The sequence below is a fragment of the Streptococcus sanguinis genome (assembly GCF_013343115.1).
Classification (GTDB): Bacteria; Bacillota; Bacilli; order Lactobacillales; family Streptococcaceae; genus Streptococcus; species Streptococcus sanguinis_H.
The window spans coordinates 2087327-2104771 of record NZ_CP054570.1; the positions used below are offsets into that span (position 1 = coordinate 2087327).

Consider the following 17445-nt stretch of genomic DNA (forward strand, 5'->3'; position numbering starts at 1 on the left):
TTATTCCTCGTTCTTATCTTTTAAAATGCTTCCCCAGTCCCCCAGAGAATCTATAAATTTTTTGGATTTGAGATGGATGCCGACATATTCATCATAGAGCAGGTCAATAAAATCCCGTAGCTGCTTTTTTATATCTGGCTTCAAAGAAATGGTCTCCAATTCGCTAAAGCGAACCGCCTGAAATTGGTCCAGCAGAAAAGGAAGATTAGGATTTAGATAACAGCGCCGTTCATCCTGATGGTAATGATCAGGGCAAAGGACTCCGCTATATTTGAAAGAGAAGTCAAAAGGCAGACCCGTCCGATGACAAAAAGCACAATCATGGAAGTTCAGCGAAACTCCAAAACGTGACAAAATCTGAATCTCAAAGATATTAGTCAGCACTTCATAGTCCAGACCATTATTCATCAGCTCCAGGGTTTTCTGCAGAAAGGCAAAGAGCGCCGGATCCGGCTGATTGTCCTGAAGACTGGCATCTGCCAAGGCTGCAACATAGCTGGCATAGGCCATGATGAATAAGTCCTCATTGATGCGATGGTAGGTAACCACATCCTGATAATCCTCAATATAGCTAAGACCATCATCATTGATTTTCATCAGCAAGTTCGCCGCAGTCAAGGGCTGAATGACGGGTGCTAGCTTGGATTTACCAGCATGCTTGACGAAAAACATACGCTTACCAGCCTGTTCCGTAAAGATCTTGACCAGCTTATCATCCTCACGGAAATTGCGGTTATAGAGAACCAGACCTTGACTTGTTAGAGATTTAAGCATAGTCCTCCATGTAGTCCTTGAGGCGTTTCAGAGCTTCTTGAATCGTCTCCATACTAGCCGCATAGGACAGACGGATATAGCCTTCCCCGTATTGACCAAAAGCTGCTCCCGGGATAAAGGCCACGGCCTTCTTCTCTGCAAAATCCTGCAGAAAGGCGAAAGAATCTTGATTATAACCGTCTGGTATCTTAGCAAAAATATAAAAAGCCCCATCTGGTTTGATAATCTTAAAGCCTAGCTCAGCCATTTTCTCTATGATATAATCGCGACGCTGAATATACTCAGCCTTCATTGGCTCCGCATCATCTTTCCCAACTGTCAGCGCTTCAATGCCTGCAAACTGAGCCATGGTATTGGCTGCTGTTACGAGATACTGATGGCTCTTAATCAGCTGAGCAGTGAAAACTGCTGGAGCAAAGATAAAGCCCAACCGCCAGCCAGTCATGGCATGAGACTTAGACAAGCCGTTGATGACGATAGTTTGGTCTGGCAGATACTCCGCGATGGAGACATGCCCCTGCTCTGTATAGGTCAGCTCAGAATAGACCTCATCGCAGACCACAAAGACTTGGTATTTTCCTAGGACATCCGCCAGAGCTTTGATCTGCTCCCGCGAATAAGTCACGCCGGTCGGATTGGCTGGATAATTAAGAATGACTGCTTTTAACTGCTCGCCCTGCTCTAAAATAGCCGCTTCCAGCATCTCTGGAGTGAGGACAAAGTTATTGGCCGTTGTGTCAATCTCGACAATCTCTGCCCCCACTAGATTGACAATAGGCTCATAGCCTGGATAAGCAGGAGCTGGCAGCAAGACCTTGTCTCCTTCTTCTAAAATAGCTGTCAGCGTAGCTGACAAGGCCTCTGTCGCCCCAATTGTGACCAAAACCTCATCTTCCGGGCGATAGTGCAGATTGTACTTTTCTTTCACAAAGCTGCTAGCCGCCTGACGCAGCTCCAAGAGACCGCTCATACCAGTGTAGTGACTTTGATTAGCATCAATCGCCGCCTTGGCTGCTTCTTTGATATGATCCGGTGTTGTAAAGTCCGGCTCCCCTAAGGTTAGCCGAAGAACTCCCGGAATAGCAGAAATTGATTGGTCAAACTGACGAATCAGCGAAATTTCTATTTTTTCTAAGTTTTTATTAAATTTCTTACTTAAATCCATACATACCTCCAGCCGCTCAATAGAACTATTATACTATAAATGCAGAAGCATAGCAAAAGCTATTACATAATTTCCGATGCCGAAAAAAGGACTAAGCTTGCACTCAGTCCCTTTTTCCTTGCCTTAAAATTCTTTACTGCCAAATAATGGATATAGCCACATCTCACGTGACTGGCCAATCAACGAGTCGGAGTATAGGTCAATTCCTTGCCATGCTTGGCCAGAAAATCTGGCAGTTCTGAATCAGGAATCTGCCGCAAATAAAGGTTAGAACGAATCGTATCATCTTCCTCACGGCAGGTTGAGAGAACCAAATACCGGTCACTCGCCTTAATCTGTATCTTAGGATCCTTAGTACGAGCAGCCTCATAGATATTTCTAAGCTGAGTCGTAAAGTCCTCGTCATCCTTAAACTCCGTCCGATAAAAAGCTGTCTCTTCCGGCACGATGACCAGTCCCATAGCTTGATAATAATACTTACGCTCAGGAGTCTCAATCACGACATACCTATGTTTGTCAAAATAATCCTGACGATCATAGTAGTTGACATCATTAAACATGCGATGATCTCCTGCCTTGCTGCCCCGAGCATGCCCGAAAAGCCAAGTCAGACGATCACTGAAATCTCTATGATTGTCCTTATCCATAAAGACCGCTCCCATATAGGGCTCTTGCTTTCCTTCAAAAGTCTTCAGCAGATAAGTCGCATTATCTTTCGTTTGCACCACTGGCTCATCCAACTGTGTACCAGGAGCATAGACATAGCCTATCGTTTCTGAATTCACAGCTTTCAGTTTAGCAAAACGCTCTGCTAAATATTCCTTTTCTGTCTGACTTGAAGATGCAGATGAGCTTGACGTTTCAATCCTGCTAGGATGCGAAACTCGAAGCTTGCTGCCTGATGCTGATGAACGGAAAGAATAAAAAACAGAAAAAATAACCAGAACAATCAGTAGGAGGCAAATTCCAACAACAAGGAGCAGTTTCTTATTCGAAGCTTGACTCCTATCTTTTTCTTGCATAATCTAAAAATCCTTTATTTTTCATTTTTTACAAAAAATATCACCGAACGAAGGCTCAGTGATATTTAGGCGTTAGCACAAATTAAAGACAAAATTATTTGACTGCACTTGTCTTAGGAAGTGACTTTTCTTCAGAATTCTCCTCATTTTCCTTGTTCTCTTCTTTTGCTTCCGGAGCTTTTTTTGCTTTATTTTCTGATTTTTTAGCCTTCTTTTTACCTGTTGCTGAAGAGGACGCCGCCGAAGATTGAGACGGTGCTGGAAAAGTCGGAACTGATGAAGAGGCTGTGGAGTAAGGTGCTGCCGAATAAGCCGGTGTAGATGGATCTGTAGTAGATGGTGCCGCTGAAGGCTGATCAGCATTGGCCGACTCTCCCTCACCAATAACAAGAACTTTGTTACCAGCCTGATCCTCCATCACAGCACTTTTGCCAACCGGAGCTTTCTTAGCTTCAGCAACTTGCTGATCCAGAGCTGATTGTGCATCTCTATAGGCCTGCAATTCATCCATAACTTTATTAGATTCTGAGTCCGTACTGCCTTGGGGAACTTCATTATTATCAATGTCATTAACCCAAAGACTGGCTGTACCCTCAGCAAATACTGGTGCAGCAGCCGCGAAAAGTGAAAGGGCCACAGCACTTGAAAGCAAAACCTTTTTCATTATCTCATCTCCTCGTTACTTTTCAAAAATAATTGTAACTCCCCGTTACCTAATATTACCTACTAATAAGTATAGTTCGAACTCTAAAAAAAGTCAAGAATTTTACTACATAAAAATTTTTAAAACCAAATAATACCAAGGGATGAGACAAATTGTCAATTTACCAACTATTTAAATGGTCATTTATTTATATTTGAAACATCAAGTAATTTGAGTTTTCTTTTAAAGTGAATGTTGGACTTTTTTTAAAAAAGATAGTAGGAATAGAATAAAAAAGAGGCCAGAAATCAAGCATCCCAGCCATATATCTCAGATTATTTTTTACCTATTTCAAACAAGGGTGACAGTGGCCGTTTTTCATGAATACGGACAATGGCTTCCCCTAAAAGATGCGCAATTGAAATCTGCTCAATCTTATCAATTAAGCGCTCTTGGGGTAGATAAATCGTATCCAGCACAACCAATTTTTTAATCGCCGATTTTTGAATATTATCCATAGCAGGACCAGACAAGACTGGATGAGTGCAGCTAGCATAGACTTCTACAGCCCCTGCTTCAGCGAGAGCATCAGCTGCATGGCAGATAGTTCCCGCTGTATCAATCATATCATCAATTAGGATACAAGTTTTTCCTTCCACCTTACCAATGATATTCATGACTTCACTGCTGTTCATCTTGTCCACACTGCGTCGCTTATCAATAATGGCAATCGGTGTTTTCAGAAACTCTGCTAACTTACGGGCCCGACTCACACCACCATGGTCAGGACTGACTACCACATAGTCGCCCCCTGTCATATTACGGCGCTCAAAGTAATCAGCAATCAAAGGTGCACCCATCAAATGATCTACTGGAATGTCAAAGAAGCCCTGGATTTGCGCTGCGTGCAAGTCAATAGTTAGCATCCGATCCACACCAGCAATTTCCAACATATTAGCAACTAATTTAGATGTAATTGGCTCACGAGCTCTAGCCTTGCGATCCTGCCGAGCATAGCCATAGTAAGGCATGACAACGTTGATGGATTCAGCACTAGCTCGTTTCAAAGCATCTACCATAATCAAGATTTCCATCAAATTATCATTGACTGGCGAGCTGGTAGACTGCAAAATAAAGACGTGTTTCCCGCGAATAGATTCTTCAATATTCACTTGAATCTCACCATCAGAGAACTGACGGACAGTTGATTTTCCAAGTGGCAATCCAATCTCTTGAGCAACACGCTGCGCTAATTCTTGATTAGAAGAAAGAGCAAAGAGTTTTAAATCAGAAAAAGACATGATTCCCTCCAGATTCTAAATCGTCTTTCATTGTCCAATTACAACTTTTCCCAACTACCATTGTAACTTTTTTCAGTTGATTTTTCAATTAAAAATAAAAAACGCCATAGGCGCTTTTTACTGATTAGTTCGGATAGATATATGAAACTGTACCTTGTGCAGTTGTTGGATTAAACCATCCACGGTAGTTACCGATTGATTGTTGTCCAAGGTAGTTTGCTTCTGATACTTGGATGCTTGTAGTAGATTGAACAGCTGTTACTACTGCAACGTGTCCATATCCACCGTCAGTCCAACATGCGATCGCTCCAACTTCTGGCTGTGAACCAACACGGAAGCCTGCTGCTGCTGCACTTGCAGACCATTGTCCACCATTACCCCAGTAATCGCCAGCCCAAGGAGCTAATGTCTTAGCACCCCAAGTACATTGACCTACTGGATAAGAAGATGCAGATGAGCTATAAACTGGTCTATTCGCACGGGCAACAGATTGAGTCACTGCAGGTGCTGCTGGAGCCGCTGCTTCAGCTGCTGGAGCTGAATTAACAACTGCTTGAACCTGAGCTTGCAGGGTAGTATTTCCTGAAGCTTCAATTGCTTGACGTTTTGATTCTTGCTCTGCTTTATAAGCTGCTTCACGAGCTGCCGCTTCAGCTGCTGCTTTTTCAGCTGCTGCTTTTTCTTCAAGAAGAGAATTCTTTTCGTTTTCAGCAGTCGCTTTTTCAGCTGCAAGACTTGCCTGAGCTGCTTTCAGTTCAGCTTGTTTTGTTGCCAAAGCTTGCTCATCATCAGCTAACTTCTCTTGGTTAGCAATTACAGTATTGATAGCTTCATTATTCGCAACTTGCTTTTCAGCAATTACTTCTTTATCTTTCTTTTGTTGTTCCAGCATTTTATTATTTGCTGAAACAATTTCGCTCATAGCTGCTACACGAGAAATAGCTTCTGTGATAGAGCTAGAATTCACAACTGTATTGATGTAGCTAGTAGCAGTTCCATTTGTTTGGGTACTGCGAGCTTGATTTGCAAGTGACTCATTACGAGCTACGATGTTTTTAGACAGTTCATCAATCTCAGCAGAAAGTCTTGCAGATTCAGCAGACAATTTTTCATTTTCTGCTTTAAGCTCTTCTTGTTGCTTTTGAATAGCAGATACTTGGCCTTGAATCTCGTTGACTTGTGCCTGAGCTGATTGTTGTTGCTCTGTCAAACTATTAATCTTGCTGTCTTGTGCAGCAATCTTTTCATCAGTTGTCTCCGCTTTAACGCTCACAAGTGCAGCTCCTTGTGAAAGGATAACCGTACTCAATAAAATTGATGTGAGTAGTTTTTTCTTCATAAAAATAATACACTCCTTCTTATAAGACATTAACTAGTATACCAGAAAATGCTGTATCATATGTTACGCCTTTATTACATTTTTATTTCTTGTTTATCATAAATACATTTTTTCGAAAATAGGCTGAAAAATGAGGAATATCAGGCCATTGAGAAGGATAGTCGGTACTAAAATGCTAAGAACAAAATCCTGTAAATTCAGACTAGAAAGATTCAAAAATACCGCAAAAGCAAAGCTGGTTAATTCAAATAAAAATACAAGAATCAAAACAGATAAAAAGCGAGTAAATTTATTTAAAAGCATAGTCGAACTTGACTGACAAACCAAGAGACTTAAAAGAGGAAAAAGAATAAGAGCAATACCGATGGTATGAAAATAGTAAACATCATAAATCAACCCCAAACAGCAAAATAAGAGAATATTGTAGTTTCTAGAGAGGTTGATGGAAACAAAAAGCATGAAAATAAAGATAAAATGACTGACTAAATGCCATTGTAAAGGCAGAATATTAGCCAGAAAAGTCGAAATCTGCCCGTCGATCAATAAAACAAAAAATAAAATAATAGGAGTCAAAAGGTGTTCTTTAATATCTCTCATATTAGTTCCCTACCAACATTACAGCACGGATATCCGACAAATCAGCAGCCGGCTTAACCAGGACAATCTTGTTTAACTGATCCTTAGCCTCAGACACGGAAAGTACCTTACCGACAGGAATATTTTCTGCATTATAAGCACCCAAGCCACTGGTTGCCACCTCATCTCCCTCTTTTATATCTTCAGCACTATTTAACTGACTGATGATATAAGCAGAGTTTTTTTCATCATAACCAGTAATAATCCCATAAACTGGACCAGACTTAGTTTGAATTCTAACAGAAATTTTAGTTGAGTTTTCCTCGTTAGTCAGTAGAGAAACTAAGCTAGACTGACTACTAGTTTCAGAAACACTTCCTACTAGACCACCATTAGCGACTACTAGCATAGCATCTGTCACATTATCAGATGTCCCCTTGTCAATAGTCAGCTCATTTTTCCAAGATGCTGGCGTACGAGCAATCACTTCGCTGGCAATCTGTATTTGATTTTTATCAGCCTCTTTAAATTCCAGAAGTTTTCGCAACTGCTCATTCTCATCTTCTAAGGAATCTGCCTTCCCAGCCTTTTCCTCAATCTTATAAAGATTTTTCTTGAGCTGCTGATTCTCTCTATAAGTAGACATCAAATCTGACATTGATTCTTTTTTATCAGCTACAAAAGCAAAAGGAGAACCAACAAGTCTATCTACCAATGAAATAATATTTGAAGTAGTTGATACAAACCAACTAGAAGAGGTAGATAAGATAAGTATCGTCATTGCAACAACTAATACAAAAAAAGAAATCAGAAACTTAGACTTTTTAAATCGATTCATCAGAAAAACCCCACTAAACAGAACGAGAAAGTATAAGAAAAGGAGATAGCAAATGCTAAACTCCTCATTATACGGAGAATGGGGGATTCGAACCCCCGCGCCGGTTACCCGACCTAACGATTTAGCAAACCGTCCTCTTCAGCCTCTTGAGTAATTCTCCAATATTTAATGGGCACGAGTGGACTCGAACCACCGACCTCACGCTTATCAGGCGTGCGCTCTAACCACCTGAGCTACGCGCCCAAGTTTGAAAACTTGGTATGAACTTTCGTTCAAAGCGGGTGACGAGAATCGAACTCGCGACAACAGCTTGGAAGGCTGTAGTTTTACCACTAAACTACACCCGCATCACCACTATGATAATGTATGGCGCGAGACGGAATCGAACCGCCGACACATGGAGCTTCAATCCATTGCTCTACCAACTGAGCTACCGAGCCAATTATTGCGGGAGCAGGATTTGAACCTACGACCTTCGGGTTATGAGCCCGACGAGCTACCTAGCTGCTCCATCCCGCGTCATTACTATTCGTCCCTAAGGAGGATGTGGGATTCGAACCCACGCACGCTTTTACACGCCTGACGGTTTTCAAGACCGTTCCCTTCAGCCGGACTTGGGTAATCCTCCAAGATAACACTATGGACCTTGTAGGACTTGAACCTACGACCACTCGGTTATGAGCCGAGAGCTCTAACCAGCTGAGCTAAAGGTCCGACAAGATCATTATAGCGGCGAAGGGGATCGAACCCCCGACCTCCCGGGTATGAACCGGACGCTCTAGCCAGCTGAGCTACACCGCCATCTATCGGGAAGACAGGATTCGAACCTGCGACACCTTGGTCCCAAACCAAGTACTCTACCAAGCTGAGCTACTTCCCGAACTTAAGTTATTACTTAATGCACCCTAGAGGAGTCGAACCTCTAACCGCCTGATTCGTAGTCAGGTACTCTATCCAGTTGAGCTAAGGGTGCTCATCTTCTTCTACTGCCTCTTACAAGTCTATGCCGAGGACCGGAATCGAACCGGTACGATCGTTACCAATCGCAGGATTTTAAGTCCTGTGCGTCTGCCAGTTCCGCCACCCCGGCCGCCTCAAGCGAACGACGGGATTCGAACCCGCGACCCCCACCTTGGCAAGGTGATGTTCTACCACTGAACTACGTTCGCATCCTATTCAAAAATGCCGGCTACATGACTTGAACACGCGACCCTCTGATTACAAATCAGATGCTCTACCAACTGAGCTAAGCCGGCTCATTATTATCTTATATGCGGGTTAAGGGACTTGAACCCCCACGCCCTAAAGCGCCAGATCCTAAATCTGGTGCGTCTGCCAATTCCGCCAAACCCGCTCTTATGACCCGTACTGGGCTCGAACCAGTGACCCTTTGATTAAAAGTCAAATGCTCTACCAACTGAGCTAACGAGTCTCTTACTTTTATTGAAATCTTCTCGACTTCAACGGTCCCGACGGGAATCGAACCCGCGATCTTCGCCGTGACAGGGCGACGTGATAACCGCTACACTACGGGACCTATTCTTTTCAGAATATGGGAGTTAACGGGATCGAACCGCTGACCCTCTGCTTGTAAGGCAGATGCTCTCCCAGCTGAGCTAAACTCCCTTCGCTAAGCGACTACCATATCTCACAGGGGGCAACCCCCAACTACTTCCGGCGTTCTAGGGCTTAACTGCTGTGTTCGGCATGGGTACAGGTGTATCTCCTAGGCTATCGTCACTTAACTATTGAATTAACTGTCCTGTCCTCTCAGACAGGCCTTGTCAACTCAAAATTGAATACAATATCAAATCTAACATTTCTCTAAACCATTCGCTGCACTCTGATGAAGCTCTTATTCTAGGATAAGTCCTCGAGCGATTAGTATTGGTCCGCTCCATTGCTCACACAACTTCCACTCCCAACCTATCAACCTGATCTTCTCTCAGGGCTCTTACTAACTTGCGTTATGGGAAATCTCATCTTGAGGTGGGTTTCACACTTAGATGCTTTCAGCGTTTATCCCTTCCCTACATAGCTACCCAGCGATGCTCTTGGCAGAACAACTGGTACACCAGCGGTAAGTCCACTCTGGTCCTCTCGTACTAGGAGCAGATCCTCTCAAATTTCCTACGCCCGCGACGGATAGGGACCGAACTGTCTCACGACGTTCTGAACCCAGCTCGCGTGCCGCTTTAATGGGCGAACAGCCCAACCCTTGGGACCGACTACAGCCCCAGGATGCGACGAGCCGACATCGAGGTGCCAAACCTCCCCGTCGATGTGAACTCTTGGGGGAGATAAGCCTGTTATCCCCAGGGTAGCTTTTATCCGTTGAGCGATGGCCCTTCCATGCGGAACCACCGGATCACTAAGCCCGACTTTCGTCCCTGCTCGAGTTGTAGCTCTCGCAGTCAAGCTCCCTTATACCTTTACACTCTGCGACTGATTTCCAACCAGTCTGAGGGAACCTTTGGGCGCCTCCGTTACCTTTTAGGAGGCGACCGCCCCAGTCAAACTGCCCGTCAGACACTGTCTCCGTAGATGATAAACCTACCGGGTTAGAGTGGCCATAACACAAGGGTAGTATCCCAACAACGCCTCCATCGAAACTGGCGTCCCGATTTCATAGGCTCCTACCTATCCTGTACATGTGGCACAGACACTCAATATCAAACTGCAGTAAAGCTCCATGGGGTCTTTCCGTCCTGTCGCGGGTAACCTGCATCTTCACAGGTACTAAAATTTCACCGAGTCTCTCGTTGAGACAGTGCCCAAATCATTACGCCTTTCGTGCGGGTCGGAACTTACCCGACAAGGAATTTCGCTACCTTAGGACCGTTATAGTTACGGCCGCCGTTTACTGGGGCTTCAATTCATACCTTCGCGTTTCCGCTAAGCACTCCTCTTAACCTTCCAGCACCGGGCAGGCGTCACCCCCTATACATCATCTTACGATTTAGCAGAGAGCTGTGTTTTTGATAAACAGTTGCTTGGGCCTATTCACTGCGGCTGACCAAAGTCAGCACCCCTTCTCCCGAAGTTACGGGGTCATTTTGCCGAGTTCCTTAACGAGAGTTCTCTCGCTCACCTGAGGCTACTCGCCTCGACTACCTGTGTCGGTTTGCGGTACGGGTAGAGTATGATACAACGCTAGAAGCTTTTCTTGGCAGTGTGACATCACTCACTCGCTACTAAACTTCGCTCCCCATCACAGCTCAACGTTAGAGGTATAAGCATTTGACTCATACCACGCCTCACTGCTTAGACGTACATCCATTCGTACGCACGAGTTAGCCTACTGCGTCCCTCCATCACTTCATACTCTAGTACAGGAATCTCAACCTGTTGGCCATCGGATACACCTTTCGGTCTCTCCTTAGGTCCCGACTAACCCAGGGCGGACGAGCCTTCCCCTGGAAACCTTAGTCTTACGGTGGACAGGATTCTCACCTGTCTTGCGCTACTCATACCGGCATTCTCACTTCTATGCGTTCCAGCGCTCCTCACGGTACACCTTCTCCACACATAGAACGCTCTCCTACCATACCTATAAAAGGTATCCACAGCTTCGGTAAATTGTTTTAGCCCCGGTACATTTTCGGCGCAGGGTCACTCGACTAGTGAGCTATTACGCACTCTTTGAATGAATAGCTGCTTCTAAGCTAACATCCTAGTTGTCTGTGCAACCCCACATCCTTTTCCACTTAACAATTATTTTGGGACCTTAGCTGGTGGTCTGGGCTGTTTCCCTTTCGACTACGGATCTTAGCACTCGCAGTCTGACTGCCGACCATAATTCATTGGCATTCGGAGTTTATCTGAGATTGGTAATCCGGGATGGACCCCTCACCCAAACAGTGCTCTACCTCCAAGAATCTTCATGTCGACGCTAGCCCTAAAGCTATTTCGGAGAGAACCAGCTATCTCCAAGTTCGTTTGGAATTTCTCCGCTACCCACAAGTCATCCAAGCACTTTTCAACGTGCCCTGGTTCGGTCCTCCAGTGCGTTTTACCGCACCTTCAACCTGCTCATGGGTAGGTCACATGGTTTCGGGTCTACATCATGATACTAAAGCGCCCTATTCAGACTCGGTTTCCCTACGGCTCCGTCTCTTCAACTTAACCTCGCATCATAACGTAACTCGCCGGTTCATTCTACAAAAGGCACGCTCTCACCCATGAACGGGCTCGAACTTGTTGTAGGCACACGGTTTCAGGTTCTATTTCACTCCCCTCCCGGGGTGCTTTTCACCTTTCCCTCACGGTACTGGTTCACTATCGGTCACTAGGGAGTATTTAGGGTTGGGAGATGGTCCTCCCAGATTCCGACGGGATTTCACGTGTCCCGCCGTACTCAGGATACTGCTAGGTACAGAATCTATTTAAAATACGAGGCTCTTACTCTCTTTGGCTGACTTTCCCAAGTCATTCTTCTATAAATTCTGAGTCCACAGCGCAGTCCTACAACCCCGAAGAGTAAACTCTTCGGTTTGCCCTTCTGCCTCTTCGCTCGCCGCTACTAAGGCAATCGCTTTTGCTTTCTCTTCCTGCAGCTACTTAGATGTTTCAGTTCACTGCGTCTTCCTCCTCATTCCCTTAACAGAAATGGGTAACAGGCATCAACCTGTTGGGTTCCCCCATTCGGACATCTCCGGATCGAAGCTTACTTACAGCTCCCCGAGGCATTTCGTCGTTTGTCACGTCCTTCATCGGCTCCTAGTGCCAAGGCATCCACCGTGCGCCCTTACTAACTTAACCTTATTTTGACCTTTCAGTCTTAAACTCATTAATATTCACAGCGTTTTCGGTTTATTTTCTTGTTACTATTTGATATCGGTATTCAATTTTCAATGGACAAGTTCTTTATCTAGTCAAACTAGATAATGGAGCCTAGCGGGATCGAACCGCTGACCTCCTGCGTGCAAAGCAGGCGCTCTCCCAGCTGAGCTAAGGCCCCACATAGCCCTCTCAAAACTAAACAAGACGCAAGTGCATTCCGTGTGTCCTTACGGACTCCTTAGAAAGGAGGTGATCCAGCCGCACCTTCCGATACGGCTACCTTGTTACGACTTCACCCCAATCATCTATCCCACCTTAGGCGGCTGGCTCCTTACGGTTACCTCACCGACTTCGGGTGTTACAAACTCTCGTGGTGTGACGGGCGGTGTGTACAAGGCCCGGGAACGTATTCACCGCGGCGTGCTGATCCGCGATTACTAGCGATTCCGACTTCATGTAGGCGAGTTGCAGCCTACAATCCGAACTGAGACTGGCTTTCAGAGATTAGCTTGCCGTCACCGGCTTGCGACTCGTTGTACCAGCCATTGTAGCACGTGTGTAGCCCAGGTCATAAGGGGCATGATGATTTGACGTCATCCCCACCTTCCTCCGGTTTATTACCGGCAGTCTCGCTAGAGTGCCCAACTGAATGATGGCAACTAACAATAGGGGTTGCGCTCGTTGCGGGACTTAACCCAACATCTCACGACACGAGCTGACGACAACCATGCACCACCTGTCACCTCTGTCCCGAAGGAAAACTCTATCTCTAGAGCGGTCAGAGGGATGTCAAGACCTGGTAAGGTTCTTCGCGTTGCTTCGAATTAAACCACATGCTCCACCGCTTGTGCGGGCCCCCGTCAATTCCTTTGAGTTTCAACCTTGCGGTCGTACTCCCCAGGCGGAGTGCTTAATGCGTTAGCTGCGGCACTAAGCCCCGGAAAGGGCCTAACACCTAGCACTCATCGTTTACGGCGTGGACTACCAGGGTATCTAATCCTGTTTGCTCCCCACGCTTTCGAGCCTCAGCGTCAGTTACAGACCAGAGAGCCGCTTTCGCCACCGGTGTTCCTCCATATATCTACGCATTTCACCGCTACACATGGAATTCCACTCTCCCCTTCTGCACTCAAGTTAAACAGTTTCCAAAGCATACTATGGTTAAGCCACAGCCTTTAACTTCAGACTTATCTAACCGCCTGCGCTCGCTTTACGCCCAATAAATCCGGACAACGCTCGGGACCTACGTATTACCGCGGCTGCTGGCACGTAGTTAGCCGTCCCTTTCTGGTAAGATACCGTCACAGTGTGAACTTTCCACTCTCACACCCGTTCTTCTCTTACAACAGAGCTTTACGATCCGAAAACCTTCTTCACTCACGCGGCGTTGCTCGGTCAGGGTTCCCCCCATTGCCGAAGATTCCCTACTGCTGCCTCCCGTAGGAGTCTGGGCCGTGTCTCAGTCCCAGTGTGGCCGATCACCCTCTCAGGTCGGCTATGTATCGTCGCCTTGGTGAGCCGTTACCTCACCAACTAGCTAATACAACGCAGGTCCATCTGGTAGTGATGCAATTGCATCTTTCAATTAATTATCATGCGATAAGCAATTTCATGCGGTATTAGCTATCGTTTCCAATAGTTATCCCCCGCTACCAGGCAGGTTACCTACGCGTTACTCACCCGTTCGCAACTCATCCAAGAAGAGCAAGCTCCTCTCTTCAGCGTTCTACTTGCATGTATTAGGCACGCCGCCAGCGTTCGTCCTGAGCCAGGATCAAACTCTCATTAAAAAGTTTGAGTTCGCACTCATTACTGTCCACTGACAGATTTATTTTCGTTTTTTGACAGGTTACATATCTCTATGTCACCCTGCACTTGGTTCGTCTTGTTCAGTTTTCAAAGGGCTTTGTCTTTCGCGACAACTATATTAGTATATCACCTATACCACCAACCTGTCAATACCTTTTTTGATCTTTTTTTATTTTTATTTAATAAAAAAACTTGATGCTCTAACCTGTTCTAGTAAAACAGAAATAAAGTCATCAAGTTTGTTCATTACAAAATCGTATTATCTTGAAAATCTTTTAAGTGATTTTTTAAATCTTTAAGCATGGCTCTTCTTCCTTTAAAGCGCTCGTTGCTCATCAACCTCTGATAATTATCCAATCCAACATCATCAAGAGTTCTTTTATAATTGTCAATCGCTTCTCTGAAGGCAACTAACTCATCCAGAAACAATTCTTTTGATTTCAAACGATGTCCAATCTCACTCACTTCTTCATAAGGCTGGCGGTCCAATTTTCGCTTTTGGCTTTCTTGTTTACGAATTTTATCATGTATATGATTTCTGAATTTTGTTTTGAAATAACGATAGAGTTTTTCCTCATCGTTTTCAATTCCTTTTTCTTTAAGCAGAAGTTCGTATAAAACTAACATTCCTTCTTGCTCCCAATCACTATGTTCCCACAAATGAATATAATAGTCTTTCTTACACTTCCAAACTATCCATTTCACCTTCTCATAAGTAGTTCTAAAATCCATAGTTCCTCCTTAAAATTTACTTGACTTAATTCTACTGTAAATAGAAAGCAAGGTGGGCTCTTTCTTCTAAAAAGCATATTTTAGGAGCTCTTCTGACTCGAATAACTATTTTTAAGTCATTTCAGGCACATATTTAGTCATTTGGGAGGATTGCGCGAAGTATAAAAGCAAGAAAAAAATCAAATGCTTACACATTTGATTTTTTAAACCTAGCTCCGCCAGTAGGACTCGAACCTACGACATCATGATTAACAGTCATGCGCTACTACCAACTGAGCTATGGCGGATTATATAGTCCGTACGGGATTCGAACCCGTGTTACCGCCGTGAAAAGGCGGTGTCTTAACCCCTTGACCAACGGACCATTTCTTGTCCTTCTGCAGAACATATTCCATTATATCAGCTTTTCTTCCTTTGTCAATAACTATTTCAGAAAAAGAGAAAAAAGTTGGAATTTCTCCAACTTCTTCTACTCGGAACTTTTTTCTTCCATTTTCGTTTTAATTTCATCATAAGAAAGTGCATGAGCTTCTTTGTCTAATTCAAGTTCAGACTCTTCTGGCATTTTGCCAGTTTCATACAATGATTTAATCTGATTGCTATCCAAAGTTTCATATTTAAGAAGCGCTTCGGCAATCAATTTATGAGTTTCACGATGGGACTGAATAATCTCTGCAGCTTTGTTACGTGCTTCATTAAGAAGTTCTCTTACTTCTTCGTCAATCTCATATGCAGTCTGTTCTGAAATTGATTTTTGAGGACTGGCTGCACCAAACATAGCATGGTTTCCTTCGTATTGAACTGGACCAAGTTTTTCACTCATTCCATATTCCGTTACCATACTGCGGGCCATCTGAGTTGCCTGTTCAAAGTCATTAGAAGCACCTGTTGTTTGAACATTAAAGATAATCTCTTCAGCCACACGACCACCCATAAGACCAGCTAATTGCTCTTTCATATCTTCTTTAGATAGAAGCATTTGGTCTTCCTTAGGCAGGGCAATCATATATCCGCCAGCGCGTCCACGAGGGACGATGGTTACTTTATGTACGACACGCGCATTTGATAATACCAAACCAACAATAGTATGTCCAGCTTCATGATAAGCAACCATTTGACGATCGCGTTCAGAAACCATCTTATCTTTCTTAGAAGGTCCTGCAATTACCCGGTCTTCCGCTTCATCAATATCATCTGCATCAATGACTTTCTTGTTACGACGAGCAGCAACCAAAGCAGCTTCATTCAAGACATTTTCCAAATCAGCACCAACAAAACCTGGTGTCTGCTGAGCAACTAGTTTCAAATCAACATTTTTAGCCAGCGGCTTATTCTTAGCATGAACACGGAGAATAGCTTCCCGACCTTTAACGTCAGGACGGCCGACTAATACTTTTCTGTCAAAACGGCCAGCACGCAACAAGGCTGGATCCAATACATCTGAACGGTTAGTAGCCGCAATGATAATGATTCCTTCATTGCCTTCGAAACCATCCATTTCAATCAAGAGCTGATTGAGGGTTTGCTCCCGCTCATCGTTACCACCGCCAAGGCCAACACCACGCTGACGACCGACTGCATCGATTTCATCGATGAAGATAATAGCAGGGGCTGCTTTTTTCGCATCTTCAAACAAAGAACGGACACGACTTGCTCCAACCCCAACAAACATTTCTACAAAGTCGGAACCTGAGATACTGAAGAAAGGAACTCCAGCTTCCCCAGCAACTGCCTTAGCAAGCAAGGTTTTACCAGTTCCTGGAGGGCCTTCTAGAAGAACACCAGCAGGAATACGAGCACCTAGTTTGGTGTAACGTTTCCGATCTTTCAAAAACTCAACAACTTCTACTAGCTCTTGCTTTTCTTCCTCAGCACCAGCTACATCCGAGAAACGAACCTTGATATCTTCTTTGTTAGCAGCACGCGCCTTATTGCGGCCGAAATTCATGGCACCGCGAGCACCACCGCCACCACCTTGATTCATCATGGACATAAAGAAGAAGATGACAATCACAAAAGGAACGATGGAAGTGAGGATTGTAATCCACATTCCGCTTGAACTTTCGCGCTTTATGCTGATTTCAGTGTTATGCTCAGAGGCTAATTTTTGTAAATCAGAAATTGTAATATCTGACGGTAAAATAATACTTGTGAATTTTTCTACTTTAGAAATGTTTGGAGTGAAAAATAAAATCCCTGTATCTTCTTTCGATTCCTGAGGTGTTTTGTAAGTACCTGAAATCTCGACGACACTGCCATTTGGCTGGTAGCTCATCTCTGTGACATTATTTTCCTTAATTTCCTTCACTAATTCTGTGTAATTGATTTGTTGACTGCGACCGCCAGTATCTCCTGAGAAGAAATACTGAAACCCTGTCACTAGGACAACAATAATCAGAATATAGAGAAATGGATTTTTTATAAAACCATTGTTTTGCTTATTTTTCATCTATTAATAGTAAAC

At 44.3% G+C, this 17445-nt stretch carries 10 protein-coding genes, 20 tRNA genes and 3 rRNA genes; all 33 read right to left on the reverse strand.

Annotation, left to right across the window (positions count from 1 at the left end; all coding sequences use genetic code 11):
- On the reverse strand, positions 1 to 774 hold the full coding sequence (recO, locus tag FOC72_RS10090; protein ID WP_002894325.1) for a DNA repair protein RecO: 774 nt from the start codon (positions 772 to 774) through the stop codon (positions 1 to 3).
- Entirely contained in the window at positions 767 to 1939 is a 1173-nt protein-coding gene (locus FOC72_RS10095) for a pyridoxal phosphate-dependent aminotransferase (protein ID WP_002894324.1), read from the reverse strand. Before FOC72_RS10095 ends, recO begins: the two co-directional genes overlap by 8 nt.
- A 179-nt stretch (positions 1940 to 2118) precedes the next feature.
- On the reverse strand, positions 2119 to 2961 hold the full coding sequence (gene srtB / locus FOC72_RS10100) for a class B sortase, LPKTxAVK-specific (RefSeq protein WP_002894323.1): 843 nt from the start codon (positions 2959 to 2961) through the stop codon (positions 2119 to 2121).
- Between the two features lie 94 nt (positions 2962 to 3055).
- Complete coding sequence (locus tag FOC72_RS10105) at positions 3056 to 3625, reverse strand: LPKTxAVK-anchored surface protein (RefSeq protein WP_002894322.1); 570 nt, start codon at positions 3623 to 3625, stop codon at positions 3056 to 3058.
- Positions 3626 to 3939: 314 nt separating this feature from the next.
- Complete coding sequence (locus tag FOC72_RS10110) at positions 3940 to 4905, reverse strand: ribose-phosphate diphosphokinase (RefSeq protein ID WP_002894321.1); 966 nt, start codon at positions 4903 to 4905, stop codon at positions 3940 to 3942.
- Between the two features lie 124 nt (positions 4906 to 5029).
- Complete coding sequence (gene pcsB / locus FOC72_RS10115; protein WP_011836283.1) at positions 5030 to 6244, reverse strand: peptidoglycan hydrolase PcsB; 1215 nt, start codon at positions 6242 to 6244, stop codon at positions 5030 to 5032.
- A 96-nt stretch (positions 6245 to 6340) separates the two neighbouring features.
- Positions 6341 to 6841, reverse strand: a complete 501-nt coding sequence (mreD, locus tag FOC72_RS10120) for a rod shape-determining protein MreD (RefSeq protein ID WP_002894318.1) — start codon at positions 6839 to 6841, stop codon at positions 6341 to 6343.
- Position 6842: 1 nt separating this feature from the next.
- Positions 6843 to 7658: a rod shape-determining protein MreC gene (gene mreC, locus FOC72_RS10125; protein ID WP_002894316.1), complete on the reverse strand. Its 816-nt coding sequence runs from the start codon at positions 7656 to 7658 to the stop codon at positions 6843 to 6845.
- A gap of 72 nt (positions 7659 to 7730) precedes the next feature.
- Positions 7731 to 7818 (reverse strand) — tRNA-Ser (locus FOC72_RS10130).
- A 9-nt stretch (positions 7819 to 7827) separates the two neighbouring features.
- A tRNA-Ile gene (locus FOC72_RS10135) sits at positions 7828 to 7901 on the reverse strand.
- Between the two features lie 33 nt (positions 7902 to 7934).
- A tRNA-Gly gene (locus FOC72_RS10140) sits at positions 7935 to 8005 on the reverse strand.
- A 20-nt stretch (positions 8006 to 8025) separates the two neighbouring features.
- Positions 8026 to 8098 (reverse strand) — tRNA-Phe (locus tag FOC72_RS10145).
- 5 nt (positions 8099 to 8103) lie between these two features.
- A tRNA-Met gene (locus tag FOC72_RS10150) sits at positions 8104 to 8177 on the reverse strand.
- Between the two features lie 19 nt (positions 8178 to 8196).
- Positions 8197 to 8286 (reverse strand) — tRNA-Ser (locus tag FOC72_RS10155).
- A gap of 12 nt (positions 8287 to 8298) precedes the next feature.
- Positions 8299 to 8372: transfer RNA gene (locus FOC72_RS10160), tRNA-Ile, on the reverse strand.
- A gap of 13 nt (positions 8373 to 8385) precedes the next feature.
- Positions 8386 to 8459: transfer RNA gene (locus FOC72_RS10165), tRNA-Met, on the reverse strand.
- 5 nt (positions 8460 to 8464) lie between these two features.
- Positions 8465 to 8538: transfer RNA gene (locus FOC72_RS10170), tRNA-Pro, on the reverse strand.
- 19 nt (positions 8539 to 8557) lie between these two features.
- Positions 8558 to 8631, reverse strand: a tRNA-Arg gene (locus FOC72_RS10175).
- 31 nt (positions 8632 to 8662) lie between these two features.
- Positions 8663 to 8748, reverse strand: a tRNA-Leu gene (locus FOC72_RS10180).
- A 7-nt stretch (positions 8749 to 8755) separates the two neighbouring features.
- A tRNA-Gly gene (locus FOC72_RS10185) sits at positions 8756 to 8827 on the reverse strand.
- 14 nt (positions 8828 to 8841) lie between these two features.
- Positions 8842 to 8914 (reverse strand) — tRNA-Thr (locus tag FOC72_RS10190).
- Between the two features lie 16 nt (positions 8915 to 8930).
- Positions 8931 to 9012: transfer RNA gene (locus FOC72_RS10195), tRNA-Leu, on the reverse strand.
- Positions 9013 to 9017: 5 nt separating this feature from the next.
- Positions 9018 to 9090 (reverse strand) — tRNA-Lys (locus FOC72_RS10200).
- A gap of 32 nt (positions 9091 to 9122) precedes the next feature.
- A tRNA-Asp gene (locus tag FOC72_RS10205) sits at positions 9123 to 9195 on the reverse strand.
- A 16-nt stretch (positions 9196 to 9211) separates the two neighbouring features.
- Positions 9212 to 9284, reverse strand: a tRNA-Val gene (locus FOC72_RS10210).
- A 3-nt stretch (positions 9285 to 9287) separates the two neighbouring features.
- A 5S ribosomal RNA gene (gene rrf / locus FOC72_RS10215) occupies positions 9288 to 9403 on the reverse strand.
- A 116-nt stretch (positions 9404 to 9519) separates the two neighbouring features.
- A 23S ribosomal RNA gene (locus FOC72_RS10220) occupies positions 9520 to 12419 on the reverse strand.
- A 126-nt stretch (positions 12420 to 12545) separates the two neighbouring features.
- Positions 12546 to 12618 (reverse strand) — tRNA-Ala (locus FOC72_RS10225).
- Between the two features lie 64 nt (positions 12619 to 12682).
- Positions 12683 to 14230: ribosomal RNA gene (locus tag FOC72_RS10230) — 16S ribosomal RNA — on the reverse strand.
- Together the 16S, 23S and 5S rRNA genes with 18 tRNA genes alongside form the textbook arrangement of a ribosomal RNA operon.
- A 265-nt stretch (positions 14231 to 14495) precedes the next feature.
- Entirely contained in the window at positions 14496 to 14981 is a 486-nt protein-coding gene (locus FOC72_RS10235) for a sigma-70 RNA polymerase sigma factor region 4 domain-containing protein (protein ID WP_002894314.1), read from the reverse strand.
- Between the two features lie 213 nt (positions 14982 to 15194).
- A tRNA-Asn gene (locus FOC72_RS10240) sits at positions 15195 to 15268 on the reverse strand.
- Between the two features lie 5 nt (positions 15269 to 15273).
- A tRNA-Glu gene (locus FOC72_RS10245) sits at positions 15274 to 15345 on the reverse strand.
- A gap of 105 nt (positions 15346 to 15450) precedes the next feature.
- Positions 15451 to 17430, reverse strand: coding sequence for an ATP-dependent zinc metalloprotease FtsH (gene ftsH, locus FOC72_RS10250; protein ID WP_002894312.1), 1980 nt, complete (start codon positions 17428 to 17430; stop codon positions 15451 to 15453).
- Positions 17431 to 17445 lie beyond the last annotated feature (15 nt).

What these genes read in the sequence shown, in the direction of transcription:
- ftsH (WP_002894312.1), bottom strand. Translation starts at nt 17,430, where the DNA reads ATGAAAAATAAGCAAAACAATGGTTTTATAAAAAATCCATTTCTCTAT.
- FOC72_RS10105 (WP_002894322.1), bottom strand. Translation starts at nt 3,625, where the DNA reads ATGAAAAAGGTTTTGCTTTCAAGTGCTGTGGCCCTTTCACTTTTCGCG.
- pcsB (WP_011836283.1), bottom strand. Translation starts at nt 6,244, where the DNA reads ATGAAGAAAAAACTACTCACATCAATTTTATTGAGTACGGTTATCCTT.
- recO (WP_002894325.1), bottom strand. Translation starts at nt 774, where the DNA reads ATGCTTAAATCTCTAACAAGTCAAGGTCTGGTTCTCTATAACCGCAAT.
- FOC72_RS10095 (WP_002894324.1), bottom strand. Translation starts at nt 1,939, where the DNA reads ATGGATTTAAGTAAGAAATTTAATAAAAACTTAGAAAAAATAGAAATT.
- srtB (WP_002894323.1), bottom strand. Translation starts at nt 2,961, where the DNA reads ATGCAAGAAAAAGATAGGAGTCAAGCTTCGAATAAGAAACTGCTCCTT.
- FOC72_RS10235 (WP_002894314.1), bottom strand. Translation starts at nt 14,981, where the DNA reads ATGGATTTTAGAACTACTTATGAGAAGGTGAAATGGATAGTTTGGAAG.
- FOC72_RS10110 (WP_002894321.1), bottom strand. Translation starts at nt 4,905, where the DNA reads ATGTCTTTTTCTGATTTAAAACTCTTTGCTCTTTCTTCTAATCAAGAA.
- mreD (WP_002894318.1), bottom strand. Translation starts at nt 6,841, where the DNA reads ATGAGAGATATTAAAGAACACCTTTTGACTCCTATTATTTTATTTTTT.
- mreC (WP_002894316.1), bottom strand. Translation starts at nt 7,658, where the DNA reads ATGAATCGATTTAAAAAGTCTAAGTTTCTGATTTCTTTTTTTGTATTA.